Below are 25,496 nucleotides of genomic sequence, written 5' to 3'. Positions count from 1 at the left end.
GTAAGTTTAGATGATTTTTGAACTACTTAGGTCAACTTTCTAACCCAAGTTCTAAAAGATTTTAAGGTTGCGGTTTCCCCATCCCTTAAACTTTGACGAATATATTGGGGAATAACTTCTAAAGGTAGCCAAGGAAAATGTAAACTTTGAATTGAGTTCTGATAGGATTGAGTTGTTTTATCTAAAACAAAAACCTCTAATTTCTGACCATTATAACGCCATAATTCGGGAATTTCAAAAGCAGCATAAATCGTTTGTTTATCTAAAGAACTGCTAGTAATATCAATTTCTAAAACTAAATCAGGAGGCGGGTCTGATTCTAAATTAATATTCTGTTTATGTCTGACTAAGGGTTCATTTTCTAAATAATAACAAGAATCGGGTTCTGCACCTTTTAATAATTCTTCTCGTTTTAACGTCAAAGACCCAAATCTTTTAAGATTTAAGTTTAATTCATCTGCAATCACACCAATTAAACACTCAATAAACCGATTATTATTTTCATGTTCTCCTAATGGAGTCATAATTTCTAATACTCCTTGATCATAATATAAACGAATGACGCGGTTATCCCCTAAATCGTCCAATAAATTAATAAATGTTTGCCAACTGACTTGATTTAAAACCGTGCGTTGTTCAGGTAAAAGTAAAGTTTTTGTAATCATTGCGGGTTTACCTCCATCTATTTAGGATAACCTCAAATCAATTATGAGGCAAGGGCAGAAATTGTAAGGGGATTGAGCATCTAATGTCATCAACACCATTTTGAGCGCGGGTCTGCTAAGGATGACGGATAGAATTTAGCCTCCATTCAATTAAACACTGGACTGTTTTACTGCCTGAATTGCCTTTCTCCGAACTTCTAAAATTTGACCAATCTCACGAGCAAAACTCGGTTGACGTTCAATCATTTGATTAACAATAATCGAAGAAAAGATCATCACTTCGAGATCTTCAATAGCAGTTACAGAAACCGTACTAGGTTCACCAGAAAAAAGAGCCATTTCCCCAAAAAATTCTCCTGCTTTCAGTGACAATACTTCGCATTCAGTTCCCCACGCATCCGGGATTGTTAAAAGGGCTTTTCCTGAAATAATAATATAGAGATCGTTACCTGGATAGCCTTGCTGAATTACTTTTTCCCCTGTACCAAAGTGATGAAGCATAACCCCTTGAGAGAGGTTATCTAGGTTAGTTTGTTCTTTTTTGAGAGGCACAAATACCGGAATTGATTGTAGGCTTTCAGCAAATTTCTTAGAAGGATCTTCTCCTGGAGAATTCGATCCACGAACATGATATAACGTCCGAATTGGAAAGGGAATTTTTAAATTATTGCGTTGGGCTGCATACCAAATTCGAGTCATAAACCGATCCCGAATTTTTTCCAATTCGCTATAGTTTTCAATAAAAAATTTTACCTCATAAGTTACACTAGAATCATCATAAGAAAGGGTAAAAATCTGCGGTTCGGGTTCGCTTAAAATTCCCTGAGTTGAAAGGGCTGTGCTTTTTAAAACTTGTTTGGCTAAATTCGGTGGATCATTATAGGAAAACCCAATTTGAATCCGTTCTCCATGAAGGCGTAAGGGTTGGCTAAAATTATGAATGGTTTCTCCACCAATCACTTTATGGGGAATTACAATCATTTCCCGATCAAAGGTTTGTAGGCGCACTGCACGCCAATTAATATCAATAACTTGTCCGACCGTATCTCCTACTTTTAACCAATCTCCAACGGTAAATGGACGCTCAAATAGCAGTGCAATTCCTGACATAATACTGCCCAATGTATCTTGAAGGGCTAAAGCAATGACGATAGAACTAACCCCCAATGCGGTTGCTAAACCTGCCAGATCTGCATTCCAAACACTTGACAATGCGATCGCAGTTCCCACCAAAATCAAAAATAGTCGAGAAAGATCAATCAGAAGTTTAGGAAATCTAGCTCGCCAAGTATCAGCTTCTGCTTGTTCAAACAAGATAACATTCAGTAGAGAAAGTGCAGCATGAATCACGAAAATCCACAACAACGTTTGCACTGTTCTGATTAAATTGCTATTATGATCAAGTTTGAGAACATACTGCATAAACAGCAAGAACACAAGCACAGGTAAAACCAAATTTCGCACTACCTGTAAAGTGGTTGCTAGAGGTTTACCCCGTTTTTTTAATCGATGGATAATTTCCCCCAGAACGATAATCAAAAAAGGAAACCCAACCGCAAGGGTAATTGACCAAATAAATAAATTACTTTGAATAATTGTAGAGTTCATTGTATAGCAGGGAACAGGGGACAGGGAATAGGGAAAACCGGAGGAAAAGACAGGTGTACGGTCTAGCTTTCAGCTTTCAAGATTCGGTTTAAAATGTCTATAAACTTATTCATAAAATTCCCAAGCTCTCAACTTCAATCGGTGAGTGTTTACTTTTCAATAACCACCCATTCAATTTAGGTTTACCATTAACTTCTTTCTCCGATATTGGCTCAAACTGATAAAGATCCTGAAGCCGACGATAAACGGTCTGAGATACTAAAATTCTGCCGGGTGGACAGGCATTTTTCAGGGCTGTAGCCAGGTTAATCGTATCACCCCAAACATCAAAAATACAGCGATTTCGACCCACAATTCCCGCAATAATATCCCCAGCGTTAATACCAATTGAAATATTCAAGGATAATCCCCGTTCATGACTAAATCGGCGTACAACAATCAAAATTTCTAAGGCAACATCAAGGGCGCGTTTATCGTGATCAAGATAAGGAATTGAAAGCCCACAAACGGCTAAATAACTATCTCCAATTGTTTTAATTTTTTCCATCCCATACCGTTCAGCAACTTCATCAAATGCGGTGAATAAATCATTTAAAATGGCGACGGATTCATTAGACATCTCCAAAATATAAATTGGGAAGGATAGCAAGATGGTAAAATTGGATTTTACCCCAATAAGAGATGAGTAACTTAAGAGAGTATCTGGACAAGAATCCCCAGCAAGCAAAAAGGCTATTAGGGATGGAATATGAACAGTTGATAGAACTCATTCAAGCTGCGGAGTTATTAGAACAAGAAAAACGACAGGAACAAGAAAAAACTAAAATCAGGTTGATTAAAGCAGGTGGGGGTCGTCGCCAGAAATTATCTGTGGATGAACAAATATTACTAACTCTAATTTATCTGCATCAGATGCCCACATTTCAAATGTTAGGGTTACAGTTTGAAGTGAGTGAATCAACAGCGAATGATATTTTCCATAACTGGATAAAAATCTTCAGAGAATTACTACCAGCGAGTTTAGTTGAGCAAGTAAAAAAAAACGAGAGTGATTGGGAGTGGGTAGAAAAAATTCTGCTGGAATTTGAGTTAATAGTAGATAGCTATGAACAGCCCATGCAAAGACCAACAGACAATGAAGAGCAGAAAAAATATTACTCAGGAAAGAAAAAAACACATACGTTTAAAAATCAAGTGATTGTCATGCCAAATGGGAAAGAAATAGTGGATGTAGTAGTGGGTTATACCGGAGCAACAAGCGATCTAAAATTGTGGAGAGAAAGAAGCGAGGAATTGGGGAACAATCAAAAATACAGAGGGGATAAAGCTTATGTAGGGGAAACAGCAATTAATACACCACATAAGAAACCGAGAAATCAAGAAATATCGCTTGAACATCGAGAAGAAAATCGGTTAAAAGCCAAACAAAGGATTGTAGTCGAACATTTAATAAGACTGATAAAAATTTATCGAGTTGCTTCAGAAAGATTTCGGTTAAAGAGGGAAAATTATGAAGCAGTAATCTTGACAGTATGTGGACTAATAAGATGGCGAATAGGAGCGATTGTATTATCATCTAAGAATTGCCCATAATTCTTGTAAAAAATGATTGAATATCAGAGATAAAATTCATTAATTATTATTAATGTAACTGAAAAAGCCTATAAATCCGTTACTTTGGGAGAACCCGGCACAGGAGTGCTAGAGGTTCAAAAATTAGCGATAGATGGCATTTGGGGATTTTCGGAGATATCTATTGGCACTTAAGGAGCTAGATAGTTTAGAAAATCCGGTTAAATCGGAGAACAAAACAGCAACATTTGATAGTTCTTCAGCCATATCTTTGTTTCCTCGTTGAAACCGTTTTGCTACTGAAGTAGGAAAAAGACTTAACAATAATTCTTCATTTTCCTGATTTTTTTGTTCTACCAGTAAGGTTTGATCCTGTAAACTCCGTACAATTTTATTGAAGGATTTTGCTAATTCTCCAAATTCATCTTCTGTTTCTAAAGGTACGATTGCATCAAGTTGTCCTGCGGAAATTTTGCGGGTTCCCTTAATCAGTTGATTGATCGGGTTTACAAATAAATTAGCTAAAACCATGGCTATTAATGTTATTACTAACATTAGTAATGTCGCTGAAATTAGAATTTGGTTCCGAAAGGAATAAATCGGAGCATAAGCTTCTGATATATCTATTTCTGATAAAATCACCCAGTCTAATCCATCAATGCGAAGGGGTGCAAAGGAACTCAAAACCGGAATGTTTCGATAGTCTCTAATAGTTCGAGTTCCTTGCTTACCATTTAACGCATCAGCAACGGCTTCTGTCCTCACATATTGTTGTAAAATAGACGTACCATATTGATTGATTCGGTTGATTTCTGCCTCACTCATTCCTAGGGATCTCAAAGCTTTAGCATAGCCTTTTGGATCTTGTACTAAAAACCTGGAAATGGAACGCATTAAGGTATCTCGTCCGACTAAATAAGTTTCTCCGGTTTGACCTAAACCATCGCTTTCCCAATGCTGATTACCCGTCATCACATGATTAATTTCATTAACTGGAAGTTGAAAAGCTAACACCCCAATTAGCTCAGATTGATTCAAAATAGGAGCCGCGATAAATGCGGCTGGAGCGCCATAGGAAGGAGCATAAGCTTGAAAATCAATTATTGTGGCATAGTCCTTTGATTGTGCTTCTTTTACCTTCTGAAATAGATCAGCGAGATTAGTATTTTGATAGGGGCCGTTTTCCAAATTAGTTGTAAAATCAGTTTCTTTGAAAACGGTATAAACGATATTTCCTTGGGGATCAATCAGGAACATATCGTAATAACCAAACTTCTGAATAATATTGCGAAAAATAGGGTGATAGCGAGCATGAATTTTGCTATATTCGCTCCCATCTTTGGCATAATCTAAGGCCTCTTTTTTACCCACGGGATGGGGATTATCAGCAATATAATAATATTGTAAATAGCGCGAAGCGATTGTTTTGGGTAGATAGGATTCTAAAATCGGTGAACCTTCTTCAGTTTGGGTGAGGCGGGGAAGAAATTTGTCACGGTAGTAAGCGATTAACTTGGGGTCAAAACTCTGTGTAATATTAATAGTTTGGAGTTGAGGATAAGCCGTTGCAAATTCTTGCATCGCCGCGATTATTGCTGGATCTTCGCTCAAGGTTTGGGTATGATTGCGAATATTTTTAAAGTAGGATTCAATTTGGTAAGCTTTGGAAGCGCGAACACTCGTTAACTGATTAAAGACTCGGTGTGTTAGATTTAATTTTCCACTCCGATACCCTAAATAAGCAGTTACTAAAATTGAACAACTGCTGACGGCTAGCAGCATCATGATCAATTTGGATTTGATACTGACAGAGGTGAGCGATCGCATAATTAAAAAAGATTAGGATAAAGTTTACCTCCCAATGGAGTATAACTTAAAAATTCAGAACACAATATGTCATAATTAAAGCTGACATATCTTGATTGTTACTTTCCTAATTATCAATGGTTGCACTTCCCCTAGAACTTACAACAACGGTTTTAGAATTACAAAGGCAGTTATTAGTGGTTATTAACCATGCCACAGAAACCAGTTTTGTAATCATGGAAACCTATTCTGACACGGAAACCACTCTTATCGCCTTAGAAGATCTCGATAATATTCGGCAAAGGGCAAATACCTACTATTCCCGATTTTATACCCTGATGGTCAGAATGGCTGAATCACAGCCGATTCCTAATTCTGCTATGCTGGAGCCGCTGACTCGTTCTATTGAGGACGCAATAGTCACAATAGCCAGAGCACAAGCTACAATTAGAGAAGAAAGGAGTAACTTTAATTTGCCATGACTAAAAAACATCAACCCGATTTACAAAAAGTTAAACAAACATCTGTTAAAATTCAGGAAGTTTGCCAACGAGCAGATGCAGGGATTTCTATTTTGGATAATCTTATTTCCCAGTTAGAAATCCAAATGAATGCTTCTGCTCTGTATCGTTATCGTTCAAAAAAAACTAAGAATTGATTAAATATTTAGCCATAACTATTTCAGAAAACTGTCAAATATGATTTGATTTTCCCTACCTTCTCTCGGTCAAAGAAAGAAGAATAGGGAATTTAGTGAAATTAAGCCGTTAACTGTTTTAAGGCATTTTCAACTGCTTGTAACGCCAAATTAACTTCTTCCTCAGTCACAATTAAAGGTGGCACAAAACGTAACACTTTCGGGCCAGCCGGAACTAATAATAAACCCGCTTCCATTACTACTTTTACGACCTGGGGAGAAGTTAATTCCACATCCTCTTTTAATTCCAAACCATTAATTAAACCCCAGCCTCGGACATCAGCAATTAAATCAGGATATTTTTCAGCAATTTCTGTTAATTTACTGCGAAGTTGTTCACCCCGTTTCTGTACATTTTCCAGAATATTTTCTCTTTCTAAAGTTTGACAAACAGCCAACGCCACAGCACAAACAAAAGGATTTCCGCCAAAGGTAGAGGCATGACTTCCAGGTTCAAAAACATCACAGAAAGCTTTACACATCATCGCCCCGATGGGAATACCACCGCCCAAACCCTTCGCGGAGGTAAAAATATCCGGTTCAATTCCTAAGTTTTCATAACCCCATAATTTACCACTGCGACCCATGCCAACCTGAACTTCATCTAAGATTAAAAGAATGCCTTTTTGATCGCAAATTTGCCGAATTCGTTGGAAATATGCCATATCTCCAGGACGGACACCGCCTTCTCCTTGCAAGGCTTCTAACATAATAGCTGCAACCCGTCGCCCATCTTTATCGACTTCAGCAATTGTTAATTCTAAAGCATCAATATCATTATAAGGAACATAAACAAAACCTGGCACTAAAGGACTAAAACCTTTTTGATATTTAGGTTGTCCAGTAGCAGTAATTGTAGCTAAAGTTCGACCATGAAAACTGGCGTGGGCGGTAATAATAACCGGATCTTCAATATTTAATTTATCATGGGCATATTTCCGGGCTAATTTAATCGCTCCTTCGTTAGCTTCCGCTCCAGAATTACAGAAAAAAGCCTTATCTGCACAGGAATGATCTGTTAACCATTTCGCTAATTCTCCTTGCACGGGAACATAATATAAATTAGAAACATGGTGCAAGGTTTTAATTTGTTTGGTGACCGCTTCAATTAACACTGGATGGGCGTGTCCCAGGGTACAAGTGGCAATTCCCGCCACAAAATCTAAGTATTCTTTGCCATTGGTATCCCAAACCCGACACCCTTCTCCCCGCTCTAAGGCAATGGGAAAACGGGCGTAGGTATTCATGACATGGGAATTAAAGTCATCAATACTAAAATCGCTGGTAACAGGCGCTTCTTTGACTAAGGTTTCTGGGCTCATAAATTACTCCTAAATTCGGTTTGTGTTTGATTTCTAAATTTTAGGGTAAAATCTTCGTTTCCGGGGTTGGTTTTGTTACCAAATCCCTATAATTTATATTCTAAAGGTTGACAAAATTGCTCAATTCCCGATTTCACCGCATAAATGACAACCGGAGTAATTAATAGGGCTGGACATTGATTTTCAGCAATTAGAGATTCTACCATGGCTTTAATATTGCCTTGAATTAATTCTTCCCGCAGGTCTTTATTGCACAAACTCACTCGATATCGTTTGGCTAAACCATCTAACCAATTTTCCGAAGTATCGGGCGACTGACCCACATAAATTGCCATTTCAATGGCGGCATCTTCGAGATCTCCTTCACAATTTTCAATTCTATCTAAGGCTTCTAAAGCAACGGAATATTCAGCTAATTGCGAGCGAAATTGAGCGATTTCTTGAGAAGTTAGGATTATCATAAATTATCAAATTAATTCATACTGAAAAATTATATCAGGATCAAACCAAGCTGTTAATGCGGTGGCTAAAGCATCCGCAGCATCATCAGGTCTAGGAATTTCTGTTAAATTCAGTTCCCTAGCAACAGCTTCTTGAACTTGATATTTGTCCGCATTGCCATGTCCCGTTAAAGCCTTTTTAACTTGACCTGGAGTAAACTCAATTAACGGAATCTGGTGTTGAGCCAAAACCAATAATAACACTCCTTTTGCTTGAGCAACAGCAATGGTATTTGCCATGCGATAAAAAAACAGTTTTTCCACAATAGCCAAATCGGGTTTTATATGGGTTAATAACTGGTTTAAATCCTCATAAATAATACATAAACGCTTGCCTAATTCGGTTTTAGGTGGGGTTTTAATTACTCCAAAATCAATCATAGAAACAGATTTTTGTTTTTGAGTTTGATCATCAATTTCACACTCTATTGCTCCAAATCCTAATATTGCCAAACCCGGATCAAAACCTAAAATTATTTTTTTCATAAAATTTAAGGTGCGTCAGCCAGCAGCCCACGCACCATTTTTTGTCAATCACTAACTAGGCATCAGGTAAACCAAAAACTTGACGGAAAACCTTCTGAACTTTGAAACCAGAATCAATTGTTTCCAAAGGATCTTTGCGTAAACGATGACGCAAACATAAAGTAATCACCCGTTGAATATCATCGACGGTTACTTCCGTTCGTTGTTCAAAAGCAGCTAAGGCTTTTGCCGCTCGGTTACTAACAATATCTCCGCGTAAACCATCCACATCTAATTCCGAACAAACTTGAGAAATTTTAACTCGTAAATCATAATCAATTTCTACAGAAGCAAGAAGGGTTTGAGCTTCTACAAGTTTATGTTGTAATTGGTGTTGGTCGTTAATATGCTTTTCTAAAAAAACTTCAGGATTTTGATCAAAAGCGGTTCTTTCTTCAACAATTTTAACTCGTAAATTCGGTTCTTTTACGGTTCTAATTTCGGCGTGCATTCCAAACCGATCTAATAATTGCGGACGTAACTCTCCTTCTTCGGGATTTCCCGAACCTACTAACACAAACCGCGCCGGGTGACGAATAGAAATTCCCTCCCTTTCCACGGTATTCCAACCACTGGCCGCCGAGTCTAACAAGACATCAACTAAGTGATCATCGAGGAGGTTGACTTCATCCACATACAAAATCCCCCGATTTGCTTTGGCTAAAAGTCCAGGTTCAAAGGCTTTCACCCCTTCAGATAGGGCTTTTTCAATATCAATTGTACCACAAACCCGGTCTTCCGTGGCCCCCAAAGGCAAATCTACCATCGGGACTTTTTTCCGAGATACGGGAATATCCTGATGTTGACTCAGACGTTCGCGGACGTTATCACTCATCAAGTCTGCATCGGTGGGATGGCTATTGAAGGGGTCATCGGCGATGACTTCAATTTCGGGTAGTAAGTCCGCTAGGGCGCGGATAGTGGTGGATTTTCCCGTCCCCCGATCGCCCATAATCATCACACCACCGATTTTAGGATCGATAGTATTTAAAATTAAAGCCAGTTTCATTTCTTCCTGGCCGACAATTGCGGTGAAGGGAAAAACAGGACGACGAGACAGGTTGACCGTTGTTTGTGTATCTTTTGGCGTGACGACAGTTGAAATCACAATTTACTCTCAATTTCCAATATTACCGTAATTTATTTTTACACATTTGGGGGACAATGGGTTCAATCATCCGTCAACCGCCTGCTGTCATTGGTTCTTGAATTAACTTTAAAGGGTTGGAAAAATGCTTAAACATCTCTATGAAAAAGATTTTCAACTTTGGCTTCAGCAAACAATTGAACAGTTAGAACAAGGCAATTTTGCTGCTGTGGATATGGAACATTTAGTTGAGGAGTTAACCGAGTTGGGAAAATCGGAAAAAAATCGCCTAGAAAGTAATTTGATGGTTTTGCTGGCGCATTTACTCAAGCTAAGGGTTCAAAAAGATGCACCGGAAATGATCAAGGGAAGTTGGTATAATTCCGTTGATGAACATCGTCAGCGTGTTCAAAAGCAATTGCAACAAACTCCTTCTTTAAAATCTTATTTAAAAACTGCCCTGGAAACGGCTTATATTGATGGTCGTCGGTTAGCGATTAAAGAAGGAAAACGTGCTCAATTTGGGGTTCGTATTCCTAATCAAGAAGAATATCCTCAGATTTGTCCATTTTCACTTGAACAAATTTTAGATGAAGATTTTTATGGTTAAAATCCCTAACTAATAAACCGAGTTTCTAGGGAAGAAAACCGCCGGAGAAACATGAAAAATATGAAGATTAACTAGACTTGAATTGTTAAAGGCTTAGGAAGTTCTTTTCCTCTCGCCTGATAATCTTCAATTAAAAGTTCTAATACTTCCTGACCATTTTTTAAGGCTTCTTCGTAGGTTTCCCCATGAGTATGAGCATAAGGCCCAAATTCAGGTAAACTCACCACATATTTTTGATCTTCGTCTGACCATTGAATTAAAATACTATATTGAGAGTTCATTGTTCATCCTCCTGTTGTAACTGTTTTAAATCTCTAAGTGCATTTCTAACATCTCGTTCTTGATAACGATCTGCATCACTTCCATCTTTCCCAGAAATAGTTAGACCATATTCTAATAAAGAATGATTCCATACAGTATGACTTCCTTTACCGGAACGATATAAAAATCCCGCTTTAAGTAGCATAGCTTTTATTTCTCGAATTTTCTTTGGCACGAATTTATTTTCCTCCTTCAGACAATTTCCTTAACCCAAAATTTTCATCTACTTCCTAATTGAATTTCTAGGGAAGAAAACAGCAGTAGAAACATGAAAAAATTTAGCTAATTCTTCAATATGTCGTTTCGTTAGTTCTCGTTTTCCGTTTAAAATATCCGAGACGATGGATTCAGTTTTAAAAATTGAAACTAAGTCTTTTTGACGTAATTCATTATCTTCGATTAAACTCTTGAGCAATTCTACTCCATAAATATCAGGAATGGGTTCTTGCTGTTGTTCATATTCATAAACTAAAGCACCTAACACATTCAAATAGTCTTTTTCATCTTGACTCAGTTTCCCCTGATCTAATAATTGATCAATCATATTTTGAGTCAATTCTAATTCTTCCTCAGACGTTATAGGACGCGGAGGAAAATTTGTGAGTAATTCAATGTAACCATTAGAAACTAACATTTTTAAATGAGTGTAAACTTGAAATTTTGATAGAAATAGGGCTGAGTTTGCCCTATTTCTATTACCTAATCAGTGCTTAACATCAACAAAACATACTTTTGCATGAGAGTTTTAGCTTACTGATACCATTTATCTTGTTTCCATTTGTCTTGATCATATTCTCCATGAGTGAGAATCTGACGAATAAAGAGTTTCCTATATTCATAATCTATATAAGCAATTAGGCGATATTTATTGCCACCAATATCAAAAACCGTAAAGTTACCTACAAAATCTACAGTTCTGAATGTTAAACACACATCAGCAGTGGTTTTCCAGTCAGCTTTTTCAGTAATTTTATACCAACTTTTTAAACTGGTTTCAGCTTTAGGGTATTTTATCCAAAATGGTTTAAGTTTGGATTTGGCAATAATGTGCATTATTAGGGTATTTTGTCCAAAACGGTTTAAGTTTGGATTTTGAAATAATGTGCATTAGGAGAACCTCTTAAACAAATTTTTTTCATATCAAGGACTCCTTGTTGTTTTGTTTGTTAATCAATAAAATAATCTTAGCAAAATGCGAATAAATCTGCAACCTTGATCTTGAAGTTTTTTCAGAAAACGCCGAAAACCCTGACTGGCAAAGATTTCAACCTCGTAGAGTCCCTGCTCGTTACTGACGCACCTTATGGAAGTGATTGGTAAGAGGCGGTAAACCAGATTTTTAGATATTTGTCAATATTTCTTCAATAAAAGTTGCAAACTTGGGAGAGTTATGTTAACTTTTATTTTTACATATCCAGTTAAAAAATACTCAAACATCTTGATAAAAAAGATTTTTTCACAACCTCCGCATCCGGAATCACAACCAAACCATAGAAGAAATGACTTAGATAGCTGGTATGGAGGCGGGGTATAAATTATGGAACTAAATCCGGTTAATGGTTTTGGTGTGACAGCACCGACAACAGTAGAAGTCTCTCCTGAAGGTTTACGCTCCCTGGTGCGTCAAATTGAGGCGGAATTATATTGTAGTGAAGTCTATAATATTGCTTTAAAAAGTTTACAAAAAATGTTAGGACAGGCGGCAAGTAAAGCTGAAATTGTGATTAAAGCTGTGGGACGAGAAGCGATTCAATTGTCTTTAAAGCAAATGGCTAAACAAGAAACAACTATTATTTCTACGATGTCTGCTTCTGCTAATCATTCTATTTCTGTAACTGCTATTCCCTCGAATAATCAAGATATTTCTACTCCTACAGAAGTTCAAACTGTTGTAGTTTCTCCCCTGGGGTTAGTTGCGGGATATCAAGCACCGGATTTAACGGTAGAATCTTCGGAACAAACTTCGACTATTTCTGGATCAGATAATATTCCTAAAACTAAAACTAAAACTAAAAATCAACGTCCGAATCAAGCAGAAATCAATCAGCAAATTCATGAAAAACAAAAAATTTATTTACAAGAAATTGGGATAGAATTGCGTCAAGCTAGAGAATTCTATAGTCTTACATTACAGCAAATGCACTATTTTACTTTGGTTCCTTTGCATCATTTAGAGGCTTTAGAAGAGGGAAAACTTGAGGCTTTACCGGAAGATGTTTATATTCGCGGGTTTATTTATCGGGCGGCGAATGCTTTGGGATTAGAAGGGGGAAAAATGGCATCATCTTTTCCTTGTTTGGAATTTAATCAACAACTAGGAAAGTCTGCTTCTAAGGTTGATGTAGATTCAGAATTTTATCTCAATTCAGCCCATTTATATTTAGGTTATGCGGCTATTTTAGCAGGTTCTATGGGGGGAGTTGCTTGGTTATCTCAACAAAATGTTCCCGATGTAACTCTCCCCCCCGATATCCAAAATTTATTGGAACAAAAAACTCCCCAATCTCGCCATCAAGAACAAACAAATCCCATACCCGGAAGACAGTCAAAAACCAGTGAAGTTGAGATTGGCTTAGATTTTTCTCCTCCTGAAATGATGAATAATGCGATCACTTAATTATACTTAATTATATCCTATATTTTCTGAAAAATCAAGGATAAATTATTAGCTGGCATCGGTATTACTTCCACTAACCGGAAATTTTCTAATTCCGCAATTGCAACAACTTCTTCTAAATTTCTCACGCCCCATTCTGGATTAGATAACCGTAAAGAGGTATCAAAATCTTGATTACTTGGTGCGGTGTGTTTGCCATTTTGTTTATAGGGGCCGTATAAATATAAAATTCCTCCTGATGGTAAAATTCGATTTGCACCTGCAATTAATTTTAGGCAAGCTGACCAAGGGGAAATATGAATCATATTAATATTAACAATGGCAGTAATCGGAAATTCCTGTAAGCAAAAGGGCAATTTTAAATCGGGATTTTCGACTGACCAAACGGATTTATGTACATCTAATTCTAAAGGAGGAAATAAATTATCAGCAGGAAAATAGGTTTCCCAAGCTAAAATACTAGCTTGCAAAAGCGGATTAACTTCCGATGGCAACCATTTTCTCGGTTTCAACTCAGGGGCAAAAAATACCGCGTGTTGTCCCGTACCACTGGCTATTTCTAATACCGTCCCATTAACTGGAAGTACCCGTTTTAATACCTCTAAAATCGGTTGTTGATTCCTTTCTGTTGCTGGGGCATATTGACGAGCATCGTTGAGATGATTCATTTTATTAATTGGTAATGGGTAATGCAGCTTATAGCAAGTCTAAATGAATTATATAGTAGGAGTCACCGAAGTCATCTTTGGCGAAATGAGAGCGATCGCATAACAATTTGGTAAAGATGAGGAATGGGGAATAATATATAATAGATCACTATTAGTCAATTTACTTGTAAAATATAATTATGCAAATTACCAGTATCAGAGTCAAAAACTATCGAGTTTTTGAAAATTTGAGAGTAGATAATATTCCCGCTTTTTGTGTATTAATTGGTGCTAATGGTACTGGGAAATCAACTCTGTTTGATATTTTTGGTTTTTTGCGAGATGCTTTAAAAAATAACATTCGTCAAGCTCTCCAAATTCGAGGCGGTTACAAGGAAGTTATTACCAGAGGCAAAGAAAAAGAAGATATAGAAATAGAGCTACAATTTCAGATGGATATTTTAGGTAAAAAACGACTTGTTACTTATATATTGATTATGGGACAAGAAAATCAAAAAGCCGTGATCAAAAGAGAAATATTGCGTTATAAACGGGGTGAATATGGCTCTCCCTATCACTTCCTTGATTTTAGTAAAGGTAAAGGTTATGCGATTACCAATGAAGAAAATTTTAGTCAAGCAGATGAAGAATTAAAAAGAGAAGAACAACAACTAGAATCCAATGATATTTTAGCAATTAAAGGATTAGGACAATTTCAACGTTTTAAAGCCGCTACTGCTTTTCGCTCCCTAATCGAAAATTGGCACGTTTCCGACTTCCATATTAGCCTATCAAGGGGTAGTAAAGATGCACTTTATGCTGAACATCTTTCTCCCACAGGCGATAATATAGCGGTTGTTGCACAATATTTATATCGAGAACATCCTGAGATTTTCCAAACCATATTAACCAGAATAAAAGAAAGAATCCCCGGTATTTCTACAGTGGAAGCAAAAGACACAGAAGACGGGCGATTAATTTTAAAATTTCAAGATGAAGCATTTAAAGATCCATTTATTGATCGTTATGTATCTGATGGCACAATGAAAATGTTTGCCTATTTAATTTTGCTTTTTGATCCTAAACCTCACCCTTTACTTTGTGTTGAAGAACCAGAAAACCAGTTATATCCAAATCTTTTAACCGAACTTGCTGAAGAATTTGCTAGTTATGCAAATAGAGGAGGACAAGTTTTTGTTTCTACCCATTCCCCTGACTTTTTAAATGCAGTTTCTTTAGACAGTATATTTTGGCTAATCAAAGAAAAAGGGATCACTAAAATGTCTAAAGCCTCAGATCACGAAATCCTCAGAAAATTAGTAGAAGAAGGGGATTTACCTGGCTATTTATGGAATCAAGGTTGGTTTAAAGGGGTTGCACCTGCATGAGTTATGACTTGATTTTTTTATTAGAAGAACCTTCTATAAAAAATGTTTTAGAATAAATCTTACCCAAAATCATACCTGAGCAAATTTCCTTTATTTGTATTGCTCATCAAGGTAAACAAGACTTAGCTAAATCTATTGCTATTAAAATTAGAGCTTTCAAAACCAGCCCCCATACTCAATTTATCATAGTTCATGATCAAGATTCTCATGATTGCCAAAAACTTAAAGCCGAATTATTACAAATTTGTCAAACTGCTGGACAAAATAACCCAATGATTAGGATTATTTGTCATGAGCTAGAATCTTGGTTTTTAGGCGATTTGGAGACCGATAATAAATCTAAAAGTTTTAAAGTTTTTATTCAAGGCATACAAAATATTATCATAAACCTAAATTATTAGATTGCAAAAAAGTATGTGATCGAGTTGGGGAAACTGCTATAAAGCGATCGCATCTAGCGTAGCGTTCTAACTGTCTTGGCTGTTGCTATCCCATTGAGGATTAGACTCAACAAAGGCCGTTACAATGTCTGGAGGAACAGGTTTAAGAAAGAAATAACCTTGAGCATATTCACACCCCAAAGAACGCAATTGTGCCAGTTGATAGGCGGTTTCTACCCCTTCAGCAATTACCTCTTTATTTAACGCATGAGCTAACCGAATAATCGTGCGGACAATGGCTAAATTTTCTCCCGCTTCATCTGCTTCTATTTGTCCGACAAAAGACCGATCAATTTTAAGTGTATCAATGGGAAATCTAGGTAAATAACTTAAGGAAGAAAACCCCGTCCCAAAATCATCAATACTCAATTTTAACCCTAGGGATTTTAACTGCTTTAATAGATAAATTGTAGCCTCCACATCATCCATTAACACACTTTCTGTAATTTCTAATCTTAACCCATTGGGGTTAATCCCTGAAGTTTTAATAATCTCTTGAATTTGTTCGACTAAATCCGGCTGAAAAAACTGTCTGACTGAAAGCAATTCCAATACTTAAAGTCATAAAAATATCATGATTACTCAAGTTAAAAGGAGAAAGGAGAGTATTTTGAATTCGATTAGCGACAAAAGTGGCATTTTCAGGGGGTTTTAAATGTTCAATTAAAATCGCAAATTCATCCCCTCCCAACCTAGCAATAATATCTTTATTTCTCAAACAATATTTAATTCTTTGGACAATCTCAATTAATAATTTATTTCCCGCTTCATATCCTAAACTATCATTAATTCGCTTAAATCGATCAATATTCAAAAACATAACTGCACATTGAGATTGATCATTTTTTGTATTTGCAATTGCCCATCCCACTCGATCTAAAAATAAAATACGGTTAGGTAATCCGGTCAAAATATCATGTAAAGAATTATGAATTTGTTTATAACCAATTACCCCTATTCCTGACAAAAATAAGGAAAAAATAGGAGCAATAATAGGAACCCAAATATTTAATAAAAACAGCCCGTAGCCAGTTCCCAATAAACCCAAAATCCCGATAATTAAAGCTAAACCTTGCTTCAGAGGATGGGAAATTACCCAGATCAATATCCCCCCTACTATTGCCCAAATTCCTATCCAAAATACTTCTAAAAATTGAGGCGCAAACCTAAATAAATCTGAAGGATATAAAACTTGGGATAATAGATTAGGAGATTTATAAATTAGGGTAGCATTAATAATCTGACTCACCATTTGAGCATGAATTAGTACCCCAGGCATTTTAAAATCATCCCCAGCTTTAATACTATAGGGGGTTAAGAAAACATCGGGAATACTCGGAGCAGTTGTGCCAATTAAAACAATTTTATTTTTAATCCATTTTGGGTCAACTTGATTTGATAAAACCTCTCCTATACTGACAATTCTAGCAATTTCTGGAGTGCGATAGTTCAGAAGAATTTGGTATCCTCGGTCATCAATATTGGCATAACCTCCATCTCCAGATTTTAACGGGAAAAATATAGTTTTTCCCAGTTCCATATATTGAGGATATCGGCTATTATTTTTAGGCTCAATTCCCTGAGCTTTCAAGTAAGCTAATGCTAGTTGTAAAGAAAAAGCAAAGATCGTTTGATCATCTTGATCACTAGCAAATAATAACTGGCGACGCACCACTCCATCCGGGTCTAATACTAAATCATTAAATCCAATCTGCTCAGGAGAAATTCCCGGAGGAGGTGACACACTGGGATTTTTAGAATTTCCGATTTTGGTAATTACAATAACATTATCTGCTTTTAACTGCTGTGATAATTGGGCAACCCCGGGTTCTAGGGGTAAATCTCGGTATAAATCCAAGCCAATTACCAGGGACTGATGTTGTTGGAGTTTAGCAAAAACCTCTGCCAAAACTTGATCCGTCAAAGGCCATTGTTTTTGAGATTGGATATCATCTTCAGTAATAGCAACAATTAATAAGTTAGGATCAGGTTCAGCAGTAGACCGCAAACAAATTAAAGCATCAAACATTCTTAATTCTAACGGCTTTAACCAGCCTAATTTTTGACATCCGACCACAAACACCGTAACCATTAAACTGGTCAATAAGGCTGGGGATAACCGGACTAAGGAAGGTAAGACCTTTCCCTCATCTCTAGCCATCGCTGAAGATATCCAAGTTTTGGGAAAACGCAACTTTCGAGAAAACATGAATTTAAGGTAAAATACAAATACCGAAATACCGGGCATGATTTTAATTAAATGCCCCTTCTAGGTATAATTTACGCGAAATCTTTTCTGTGACTGGAAATTTTGACTTAGATCTATTTAATTTATTATGACTAATTCCCTTCCAATTCCTGTAATTGTTAATGGCGCTGGCGGAAAAATGGGCCGCGAAGTGATTAAAGCGGTCGCCGCATCTCCCGATATGACCTTGTTAGGGGCAATTGATCATAACCTGGCTTATCAAGAACAGGATGCGGGAACTTTGGTCGGAATTGAACCATTGGAAGTTCCGATTACCAATGACCGAGAGGGAATGTTAGCCATGGCTGCCCAGGAAAAACAGCCCGGGGTGATGGTAGATTTCACCCATCCTGATTCAGTTTACGACAATATTCGGGCTGCGATCGCCTACGGCGTGCGTCCAGTTGTGGGAACTACGGGGTTAAGTCCGGCTCAAATTCAAGACTTAGCCGAATTTGCCGATAAAGCCAGTATGGGGTGTTTGCTGATTCCTAATTTTTCCATTGGCATGGTATTATTACAACAAGCAGCAATCACCGCGTCTCGCTATTTTGATCATGTTGAAATTATCGAATTACATCATAATCAAAAAGCCGATGCTCCCAGTGGTACTGCAATTCAAACGGCGCAATTATTAGCAGAATTAGGCAAAACCTATAATTCTCCCCTAGTTACAGAAACCGAAAAAATCACCGGGGCTAGAGGCGCCGAAGCCGGAGAAGGAATTAGAATTCATAGTATTCGTTTACCTGGATTAATTGCCCATCAAGAGGTAATTTTTGGGGCTGCGGGTCAAATTTATACCCTGCGTCATGATACTAGCGATCGCTCCTGTTATATGCCCGGAGTTCTACTAGCGATTCGCAAAGTCTTAGCCCTGAAAACCTTGGTTTATGGATTAGAAAAAATCTTATAATTGGCAATAGGATCACGGATTTAAGCAGATTACGCTGATTAACACAGATTAAAATCTGAACACGGATTTAAGCAGATTACGCTGATTAACACAGATTAAAATCTGAACACTGATTTAAGCGGATTACGCTGATTAACACAGATTAAAATCTGAACACGGATTTAAGCAGATTACGCTGATTAACACAGATTAAAATCTGAACACGGATTTAAGCGGATTACGCTGATTAACACAGATTAAAATTTGAACACGGATTTAAGCAGATGACGCTGATTAACACAGATTAAAATCCGTGAAATCCGTGAAATCCTCTTAAATCCGTGATCCCTATTCATAATTGGTAATTAAACAAAAATGCTTGTTCCCATAACTCGTCAAACTTTTGAAAACTTAATTCCCGCCGTGGCGACGGGAGAACAATATAAGTATTGTTGGGGAAAACCCAGGGATTTTTTAAAACGTCTATTAATTTCTGCGGTCTGTTTAGCAATTTGGATTTTTCTGGAATATACCGTAGAAGGAGATACCCTAAGAATCCTAATATTAATCGCCGGAATTAGCTCCTCCTTATATTGGTTATGGATGCCCGTTTGGGAAGCCAGTTGGCGGAATATTAAATATCGAAAATATCCCTATGCTGGATTTTTACAGGGAAAAATTCTGGATTTTTATATTAGTGAAGCCGTCACCGAACAACAGGAATCTGTAAATCAGCGCGGAGAACTAATTATTATTGAAAACCTGGAAAGAAGAATTAATGTAGAAATCGGAGACTCTAGCGGGTTTACCACCTTAATTCAAGCCCCCCTAAATCGTAATCACAAACGCTTACGTCGGGGTCAAGTTGCCCAAATGATTGTGATGTCTTATTTAGATGATTTAAGCGAAATTAATGAAGTTTCCGATATCTATATTCCCAGTCAAAACCTTTGGATTAGTGACTATCCCTACGTCCGTCGAGATATTTTCAGAGAAATTAGTCATCGTTTCCAGTCCCGACGTCCTAAAAAAGCACCTCCATCTCCCCAAACTTCCGCTATTGAACGCTATCAACCCGCAAACGGTTATGATCAAGTTTATGATGATGATCAACCTTAACCTCAAAATCCATCCCCAATACATTAAATAATCTAATACCTACAACCGAATAATTTTAAAATTCAAAAATATCCCCATTTCACAATTCTTCACAAAAGCCCGATTAATGAGAAAAACTTCTATTAAGCCCACCACTTGACAATACTTTCAGCGAATGTTAGAGTTTTAGCAAATAGACTAAAGTTGGTATTTCTATACCCCTACCCCAAATTAAAAGCCACAAAGCCTATAAAAACCCTAAATATCAATAAAACCCCCAAAAATCACCCCTAATAACACCCCATAGCAAACTTTTAAAATTTCACCCTTCCCGGGCTACCCTTGACAAAAACACTAAAATATGATAAGGGCTAACCAATAACTTAGTATTTGTCACCCCTTCGTGTCTTTGTGGTTAAATGAGTTGATTAACTCCCATTCCCTTCTCGACCATAGGCTTGCCAAGCCAGATCAACCAAAGCATCAACCAAAGCCACGGCTACTACCGCACTCCCCTTGCGTCCACCAATCCGAATATGGGGAACCATCGAATCATTCAAACGAGACTTAGCCACATCAGCCCCGACAAAACCCGAAGGCGTCGCAATCACCAAAGCGGGCTTAATTTCCTCCGCCTCAATTAAATCGACTATCCCAGAAAGGGCTGTTTGTTCCTGACCAATCACAAAAATAGCCTCGGGATAGCGCCTTGCTAACGTCTCAATTCCCCAAGCCGAGCGAGTTTTTTCCCTTTGGGGTCGAGTTACCGCCTCCATAGAACAATAAACCGGATTAGCAAAAGTCGAAAGAATCCGAGGAGTAATCCCGACTTGTACCATAGGCACATCCACCACAATCGTTGTCCGGGCAGCTAAGGCCGCCGCCCCACCTTGTAAAGCTTGGTCAGAAAACCGCACTAAACTCTTATATTCAAAATCCGCCGTCGCATAAATAACCCGACGCACAATTTCATATTCGGCTGGCGAAAAGACATGATCGCCAATTTCACCATCAATAATTCCTAAACTCTGGGCATCCGTAATATGCCATTCCATTGTGACTCGCCGATTATTACTGAAGTTCTGGGGATAAGTAGAATTTACCTAGCACAACCAGATTACAACTTATCCAGTGTATCAGGTTGTTGCGGTGATTTCCAAAAAAGTGAGGGAAAATCGGTCAGACTCCATTAAATGCCACCGACTTTCCTCATTCTGCTTAACCTTCCTGGGAGGAGGACTGATTTAATAATGGAGTCAGATAGGCTACCAAGAAACCAATTAAAAAGCCCGAAATATTACGGACAAGGGGAAGCCATTCTTGGGTACGAGAAATTACCGGGCCAATTCCGAAGGCAATAAATAAAATTCCCCACAGAGGCGAGAAAATTAACGCCCACTGCCAGGAAATCAATTGTCCCGACTTGCGGGGAATACTCGCCACGCCACAAATTAGGCCACCGATAACAGAAGTAATTAAAGTTAAAATCCATTGTTCTTGAGGAAGCCCGGGAACTACCCGACAACCGCCTTGAATTAAACAGCCTTGAATAGTATCAATAGATTGAATAATTGATTGGTCTTCCCCATTGTCTCTAACAAAATATTGATTTCCGAAGCGAGTTTGTAACTCTACCCAGAATGTCCGAGACAGAAACGGGTAAACCTGACGACCGACGCTAAAGTTGAGGATATTTCCCCCCCGTTCATCGGCTACGACCAAAACGCTTTTATCATCCAGTCCCCAATACTCCTTAACAGCGCGACCGGGGGTTTGGTCAAATTGAGTTAATACCCTAACTTTCCAACCCGTTTCGGTTTCAAAGTTTTCTATATCCTTGGCTAAGATATTTTCCTGGACATCGGTGAAAATTCCCGCCAGGTCAATCACCGGAGTTTGAATCTCAGGAAGTAAGTCGGGATTATTAAACGCATGAGCAACCGGGGTAATTGCCCAGGTGGAGAGGGTTATAGCTAATATAGCAATAGAGAGAAGCAATCTATTAGGCCAATTCTGTTGCATGGGAGATCCTATAAATGTTTATAAGTGTGGACAATATTGGTTTTTTGTTAACCGAGAGATCATCAGACTCTCATATTTCTTTACAATTTTTAACTTTACCACAGAATTGGCACTCAGCGACCAGATACGGGCCAGAGGCGGAAGCAAAATTTCACCCGTCGCCAAGAAAGAAACCGGGTTTCTACCATCACCTTTGCTATAAACAGAAATCTCAATTAAGAAACCCGGTTTCTGACCCGTGTACATAGAGCCAAGAAAGAAACCGGGTTTCTACCATCACCTTTGCTATGAACAGAAATCTTAGTTAAGAAACCCGGTTTCTGACCCAATTATTAAAATAAAACCCGTAGGGGCGGGTTCGACAAAATCTTTCAAATCTGACAAATAATCTTGATAAACCCGCCCCACACCACCAAAATTTAACGTTAATAAAACCGGGTTTATATTGATTCCTATTATGGGGTTGGGCGGGTTTATTTAGGTTAATTATTATTAACAAAAATCTCGGCGAACCCGCCCCTACGCTGTCGGGTTAAAAGCCTTATATGTTACAGTCTACAAGTCTCGACGCGAGAGAAGAGATACTCCCCCAACCAACTCCCCACAATCATATAACACAAACACAAAACCCAAACCCACATCCCCAAACCAAATTCCCCCACTTACAGAAGGGAGTTGGCCACTTGGTGCTGTCTGATTAAAATTTAGATCTTTGTAATACAACCAGCCACCTCCTACACGCCAACCCACCTGATCACCAAACGCTGACCAGACTTTACGATCATAACTCCGGGTTCCTCCCAGACTTTGATAGATGCGCTTCTGTACCGAAAAGCCGAAGCGTCCATTGCTATATTTTACCCAAAGTTGGTCAATAGTTCGTAAATCCTCACAGGGAAAATTATCAATATCTTCTTCCGTTAAATATCCTTCCTTTGTTCTCCCTGCGACTTCACACATTTTTTTATCAGTTTCTTCGTCAGCTTCTTTCCAACTTCCGGCTTTTAAAAGTTGTTCTAATTGACGATAATTAACACCTTTAGCTGACTTTAATTCTATATCCGGTTGGGGTGTAAATTGGGGTGTTGGTTTGACTGCTGGTTTGACTGTTGGTTGCGGTGTAAATTTTAGTTTTGGTGGTGATATCGGTTTAACGGTTAATTGTAATGCTTCTAAGACTTCTTGAGCAGTTTGAAAACGTTTTCTTGTTCCCTGTTGTAAGAGTTTATCTAAGACTTGACCCAAAGTATTATTGATTTTAACCTTTAAATAATCTCGCCACACCCAATCACTTTCACTGACATCAAATAAATCAAACGGCTCAATATTAGTTAATAAATGAATACAAGTTACCCCTAAACTATATAAATCACTAGCAAAAGTTGGTTTTCCCATCGCTTGTTCAGGTGCAGTATATTGGGCAGAACCAATAACTGTTCCTGTCACCGCTAACGCCGTTATAGTCGCCGCTTTAGCTGCTCCAAAATCCACTAAAAATAATTTATTATCGATCTTTCTTCTAATAATATTTTCCGGTTTAATATCTCGATGAATTACCAGTTTTTGATGAATAAATGCTAAAACAGGTAATAAATCTCCTAACAAATTAATGATTTTATCTTCTGAAAATGCCCCGGTTTGAGCTAATTCTTGAGCTAAATTTTGTCCTTCAATATATTCTTGAACTAGATATTGACGGTTATCTTGGATTAAATAGGCGAATAATTCAGGAATTTGTTGATGTTTGCCTAAATGTTCTAATTGTATGGCTTCGTGTTTAAAAAGTTCTCCCGCTTTTTCTTGATTATTCGTACCTTGAGCTTGCGGTAAAAATTGTTTAATTACACAATAGGGCTGAGAAGGTTTATGCTCATCAACCGCTAGAAACGTTCGACCAAAACCCCCTTGTCCTAATATTTCTAAAGCCCGATATCGATCTGTTAACAGTAATTTAGAACCACACTTTTGACAAAAAGTTGTTTTAGAGTTGGTTTGTAAACAATCGGGGTTAAGGCACTTACTCATGTTTAAGCCTAGGGATAGATGACAATGCTGATTTAATTATAGCCGTAAGTGGTTCAGCTTGTACCAAGAAATCCCAGAAACCGGGTTTCTGCAATAACTTTTGTTAATAACAGAAAGATGAGTTGAGAAACTAGGTTTCTGAGCCCCCACACCTCCAAATTACCTGCGAAGTTGTTGACGAAAAGTTTGAATAGCAGCTAATTGTTGAGGATATAAAATGAATTGTTGTAAAAGTTCCAAATCTAATTCTGGAAGTAACAAACTCTGATCAATTTTTTGATAATGTTGGTTCTGTAAACCATAAATTGAAAGTTGGTTATTTTGCCAAAACCAAACTTCAGGAACATTTAACCGTTGATAAATTTCTAGTTTATTGACTCCGCCACTGGTTAAAATTACCTCGATAACTAAATCAGGAATTTCTTTTTCTGTTATAATACAATAACTTTCATCGGGTTCACTACCTCCCCGTTGTTCTTGAAGACGTAGGGTAGTAGAACCTAATGGAAAATATTCTATATTCCTTTCTTCAAAATAAACTTCTAATAAGGTGGCAATTCTTTTTTTAATCCCTTCATGACGACGACTCGGAGACACAATTTCTAATACTCCATTCCAGTAGGTTAGTCGCAATGATCCTTGATTACCAAGTTTATCAATTAAAGTCTCATAATATTGCCAACTCACCCCATTTATAAGCAAGTAAATGTCTTGTTCATGTAAGTCTTGATGATCCTGTTCTAATTCTTGAATTAACTCAGTTAACATTCTTTGTTCCTCTTGAACTTTTCCTGTCTGTTCCGTGTTCCCTCCCCCCCTAGCCCCCCGTGCACGGGGGGTTTGGGGGGCTGTTCCGGTGTTCCCTGCTATCGAAATTAACAATTAGTTTCACAAGACCCAATACTTACCCAACTACTTGAACCATCTTTCCAATGTTCTTTTTTCCAAATCGGTGCATTATGCTTTAAAGTATCAATAGCATATTGACAGGCTTCAAAGGCTTCTCGACGGTGAGGACAACCCACCGCAATTAAAACACTAATTTCACCAATTCTTAACCGTCCAATACGATGATGAATGACTACACGGGTCACATTTAACCAAGAAGCGCGGATATCTGTGGCAATTTTTTCAAAGACTTTTATCGCCATCGGTTGATAGGCTTGATATTCTAAGGATTCTACGGGTTGACCATTGGTTTGATTTCTCACCATTCCACTCATCACCACAATAGCCCCATTTCTACTATCATCGGCTAAAGTATAAATTTCCTCTAATAAAAGAGGTGCAATTGTAATTGAAAAACTATCTTGAAACGGAGATAAATTGAATGTTAAATCTGTCTCTAAATTATCAGAAATAATCACAACCTTAAACTCCCAAATTAATAAATTAACCTGTAC

The 25,496-nt window shown here is 37.7% G+C and carries 28 protein-coding genes; 8 read left to right on the top strand and 20 right to left on the bottom strand.

The features are described 5' to 3' along the window. Nucleotides 1-26: 26 nt before the first annotated feature. The 3 genes from NMG86_RS20010 to NMG86_RS20000 all read right to left on the bottom strand — a co-directional run bounded on the left by NMG86_RS20010 (nucleotide 27) and on the right by NMG86_RS20000 (nucleotide 2,892). The gene (locus NMG86_RS20010; protein ID WP_026796350.1) at nucleotides 27-665 is read right to left on the bottom strand and encodes a Uma2 family endonuclease; all 639 of its coding nucleotides are present in this window, start codon (nucleotides 663-665) and stop codon (nucleotides 27-29) included. Between the two features lie 150 nt (nucleotides 666-815). Continuing rightward, nucleotides 816-2,273 (bottom strand): mechanosensitive ion channel family protein, encoded by a 1,458-nt coding sequence (locus tag NMG86_RS20005; RefSeq protein WP_026796349.1) that lies wholly within the window; start codon nucleotides 2,271-2,273, stop codon nucleotides 816-818. 109 nt (nucleotides 2,274-2,382) lie between these two features. Continuing rightward, the gene (locus NMG86_RS20000) at nucleotides 2,383-2,892 is read right to left on the bottom strand and encodes an adenylate/guanylate cyclase domain-containing protein (RefSeq protein ID WP_026796348.1); all 510 of its coding nucleotides are present in this window, start codon (nucleotides 2,890-2,892) and stop codon (nucleotides 2,383-2,385) included. 62 nt (nucleotides 2,893-2,954) lie between these two features. Here NMG86_RS20000 and NMG86_RS19995 point away from each other — a divergent pair, with 62 nt between their 5' ends. After that, nucleotides 2,955-3,866, top strand: a complete 912-nt coding sequence (locus NMG86_RS19995; protein ID WP_026788241.1) for an IS5/IS1182 family transposase — start codon at nucleotides 2,955-2,957, stop codon at nucleotides 3,864-3,866. A 123-nt stretch (nucleotides 3,867-3,989) separates the two neighbouring features. Here NMG86_RS19995 and NMG86_RS19990 read toward each other — a convergent pair whose 3' ends face one another. After that, entirely contained in the window at nucleotides 3,990-5,630 is a 1,641-nt protein-coding gene (locus tag NMG86_RS19990; RefSeq protein WP_499103718.1) for a HAMP domain-containing protein, read from the bottom strand. A 158-nt stretch (nucleotides 5,631-5,788) separates the two neighbouring features. Here NMG86_RS19990 and NMG86_RS19985 point away from each other — a divergent pair, with 158 nt between their 5' ends. After that, nucleotides 5,789-6,133, top strand: coding sequence for a hypothetical protein (locus NMG86_RS19985; protein ID WP_026796347.1), 345 nt, complete (start codon nucleotides 5,789-5,791; stop codon nucleotides 6,131-6,133). Next, nucleotides 6,130-6,309: a hypothetical protein gene (locus NMG86_RS19980; RefSeq protein ID WP_026796346.1), complete on the top strand. Its 180-nt coding sequence runs from the start codon at nucleotides 6,130-6,132 to the stop codon at nucleotides 6,307-6,309. Before NMG86_RS19985 ends, NMG86_RS19980 begins: the two co-directional genes overlap by 4 nt. Nucleotides 6,310-6,410: 101 nt before the next feature. Here NMG86_RS19980 and NMG86_RS19975 read toward each other — a convergent pair whose 3' ends face one another. From NMG86_RS19975 to bchI, 4 genes are all read right to left on the bottom strand, one after another. Beyond that, the gene (locus tag NMG86_RS19975) at nucleotides 6,411-7,670 is read right to left on the bottom strand and encodes an aspartate aminotransferase family protein (RefSeq protein ID WP_026796345.1); all 1,260 of its coding nucleotides are present in this window, start codon (nucleotides 7,668-7,670) and stop codon (nucleotides 6,411-6,413) included. Between the two features lie 86 nt (nucleotides 7,671-7,756). Next, complete coding sequence (locus NMG86_RS19970; RefSeq protein WP_026785442.1) at nucleotides 7,757-8,131, bottom strand: hypothetical protein; 375 nt, start codon at nucleotides 8,129-8,131, stop codon at nucleotides 7,757-7,759. A 6-nt stretch (nucleotides 8,132-8,137) separates the two neighbouring features. Continuing rightward, a complete protein-coding gene (gene ruvC, locus NMG86_RS19965) occupies nucleotides 8,138-8,656 on the bottom strand; it encodes a crossover junction endodeoxyribonuclease RuvC (protein ID WP_026796344.1) in 519 nt (172 codons plus the stop codon). A 55-nt stretch (nucleotides 8,657-8,711) separates the two neighbouring features. Then, entirely contained in the window at nucleotides 8,712-9,803 is a 1,092-nt protein-coding gene (gene bchI, locus NMG86_RS19960) for a magnesium chelatase ATPase subunit I (protein ID WP_026796343.1), read from the bottom strand. Between the two features lie 124 nt (nucleotides 9,804-9,927). Between bchI and NMG86_RS19955 the strand changes: the two genes are divergently transcribed. Further along, nucleotides 9,928-10,392 carry a DUF29 domain-containing protein gene (locus NMG86_RS19955; RefSeq protein WP_026785445.1) on the top strand — a complete coding sequence of 155 codons (465 nt, stop codon included), beginning with the start codon at nucleotides 9,928-9,930 and terminating at the stop codon, nucleotides 10,390-10,392. A gap of 71 nt (nucleotides 10,393-10,463) precedes the next feature. Here the strand turns inward: NMG86_RS19955 and NMG86_RS19950 are convergent, their stop codons facing one another. From NMG86_RS19950 to NMG86_RS19935, 4 genes are all read right to left on the bottom strand, one after another. Further along, on the bottom strand, nucleotides 10,464-10,673 hold the full coding sequence (locus tag NMG86_RS19950) for a type II toxin-antitoxin system HicB family antitoxin (RefSeq protein WP_026785446.1): 210 nt from the start codon (nucleotides 10,671-10,673) through the stop codon (nucleotides 10,464-10,466). Further along, complete coding sequence (locus NMG86_RS19945; protein WP_026785447.1) at nucleotides 10,670-10,888, bottom strand: type II toxin-antitoxin system HicA family toxin; 219 nt, start codon at nucleotides 10,886-10,888, stop codon at nucleotides 10,670-10,672. Before NMG86_RS19945 ends, NMG86_RS19950 begins: the two co-directional genes overlap by 4 nt. A 48-nt stretch (nucleotides 10,889-10,936) precedes the next feature. Continuing rightward, entirely contained in the window at nucleotides 10,937-11,347 is a 411-nt protein-coding gene (locus NMG86_RS19940) for a helix-turn-helix domain-containing protein (protein ID WP_026785448.1), read from the bottom strand. 116 nt (nucleotides 11,348-11,463) lie between these two features. Further along, nucleotides 11,464-11,766, bottom strand: coding sequence for a type II toxin-antitoxin system HigB family toxin (locus tag NMG86_RS19935; protein ID WP_026785449.1), 303 nt, complete (start codon nucleotides 11,764-11,766; stop codon nucleotides 11,464-11,466). Between the two features lie 484 nt (nucleotides 11,767-12,250). On the opposite strand from NMG86_RS19935, the gene NMG86_RS19930 reads away from it, so the two are divergent. Next, a complete protein-coding gene (locus NMG86_RS19930) occupies nucleotides 12,251-13,330 on the top strand; it encodes a helix-turn-helix domain-containing protein (RefSeq protein ID WP_043939635.1) in 1,080 nt (359 codons plus the stop codon). A gap of 17 nt (nucleotides 13,331-13,347) precedes the next feature. On the opposite strand, the gene NMG86_RS19925 is transcribed toward NMG86_RS19930, so the two are convergent. Next, complete coding sequence (locus tag NMG86_RS19925; RefSeq protein ID WP_026795907.1) at nucleotides 13,348-13,998, bottom strand: DUF938 domain-containing protein; 651 nt, start codon at nucleotides 13,996-13,998, stop codon at nucleotides 13,348-13,350. A gap of 179 nt (nucleotides 13,999-14,177) precedes the next feature. Here NMG86_RS19925 and NMG86_RS19920 point away from each other — a divergent pair, with 179 nt between their 5' ends. After that, nucleotides 14,178-15,365, top strand: a complete 1,188-nt coding sequence (locus NMG86_RS19920; protein WP_026796342.1) for an AAA family ATPase — start codon at nucleotides 14,178-14,180, stop codon at nucleotides 15,363-15,365. Between the two features lie 467 nt (nucleotides 15,366-15,832). On the opposite strand, the gene NMG86_RS19915 is transcribed toward NMG86_RS19920, so the two are convergent. After that, nucleotides 15,833-16,357, bottom strand: coding sequence for an EAL domain-containing protein (locus NMG86_RS19915; protein WP_237747546.1), 525 nt, complete (start codon nucleotides 16,355-16,357; stop codon nucleotides 15,833-15,835). Then, the gene (locus NMG86_RS19910; protein WP_237747545.1) at nucleotides 16,290-18,014 is read right to left on the bottom strand and encodes a CHASE2 domain-containing protein; all 1,725 of its coding nucleotides are present in this window, start codon (nucleotides 18,012-18,014) and stop codon (nucleotides 16,290-16,292) included. The genes NMG86_RS19915 and NMG86_RS19910 overlap by 68 nt, the downstream gene beginning before the upstream one ends. A gap of 127 nt (nucleotides 18,015-18,141) precedes the next feature. Here NMG86_RS19910 and dapB point away from each other — a divergent pair, with 127 nt between their 5' ends. Next, on the top strand, nucleotides 18,142-18,969 hold the full coding sequence (dapB, locus tag NMG86_RS19905; RefSeq protein WP_026796341.1) for a 4-hydroxy-tetrahydrodipicolinate reductase: 828 nt from the start codon (nucleotides 18,142-18,144) through the stop codon (nucleotides 18,967-18,969). Between the two features lie 354 nt (nucleotides 18,970-19,323). Beyond that, on the top strand, nucleotides 19,324-20,067 hold the full coding sequence (locus NMG86_RS19900) for a DUF8619 family protein (RefSeq protein WP_043939071.1): 744 nt from the start codon (nucleotides 19,324-19,326) through the stop codon (nucleotides 20,065-20,067). 407 nt (nucleotides 20,068-20,474) lie between these two features. Here the strand turns inward: NMG86_RS19900 and NMG86_RS19895 are convergent, their stop codons facing one another. The 5 genes from NMG86_RS19895 to NMG86_RS19875 form a co-directional block, all read right to left on the bottom strand. Beyond that, on the bottom strand, nucleotides 20,475-21,101 hold the full coding sequence (locus NMG86_RS19895) for a precorrin-8X methylmutase (RefSeq protein ID WP_026796340.1): 627 nt from the start codon (nucleotides 21,099-21,101) through the stop codon (nucleotides 20,475-20,477). A 163-nt stretch (nucleotides 21,102-21,264) separates the two neighbouring features. Beyond that, nucleotides 21,265-22,068 carry a TPM domain-containing protein gene (locus NMG86_RS19890; protein WP_026796339.1) on the bottom strand — a complete coding sequence of 268 codons (804 nt, stop codon included), beginning with the start codon at nucleotides 22,066-22,068 and terminating at the stop codon, nucleotides 21,265-21,267. Between the two features lie 555 nt (nucleotides 22,069-22,623). Beyond that, nucleotides 22,624-24,093, bottom strand: a complete 1,470-nt coding sequence (locus tag NMG86_RS19885) for a serine/threonine-protein kinase (RefSeq protein ID WP_071783054.1) — start codon at nucleotides 24,091-24,093, stop codon at nucleotides 22,624-22,626. A gap of 159 nt (nucleotides 24,094-24,252) precedes the next feature. Continuing rightward, nucleotides 24,253-24,861, bottom strand: a complete 609-nt coding sequence (locus NMG86_RS19880) for a Uma2 family endonuclease (RefSeq protein WP_026795901.1) — start codon at nucleotides 24,859-24,861, stop codon at nucleotides 24,253-24,255. Between the two features lie 107 nt (nucleotides 24,862-24,968). Continuing rightward, nucleotides 24,969-25,454: a molybdenum cofactor biosynthesis protein MoaE gene (locus tag NMG86_RS19875; protein WP_026796336.1), complete on the bottom strand. Its 486-nt coding sequence runs from the start codon at nucleotides 25,452-25,454 to the stop codon at nucleotides 24,969-24,971. Nucleotides 25,455-25,496: the final 42 nt, after the last annotated feature.

The organism is Planktothrix rubescens CCAP 1459/22, assembly GCA_904830895.1.
GTDB classification, from domain to species: Bacteria; Cyanobacteriota; Cyanobacteriia; order Cyanobacteriales; family Microcoleaceae; genus Planktothrix; species Planktothrix agardhii.
This window is presented reverse-complemented; position numbering and strand designations above follow the sequence as displayed.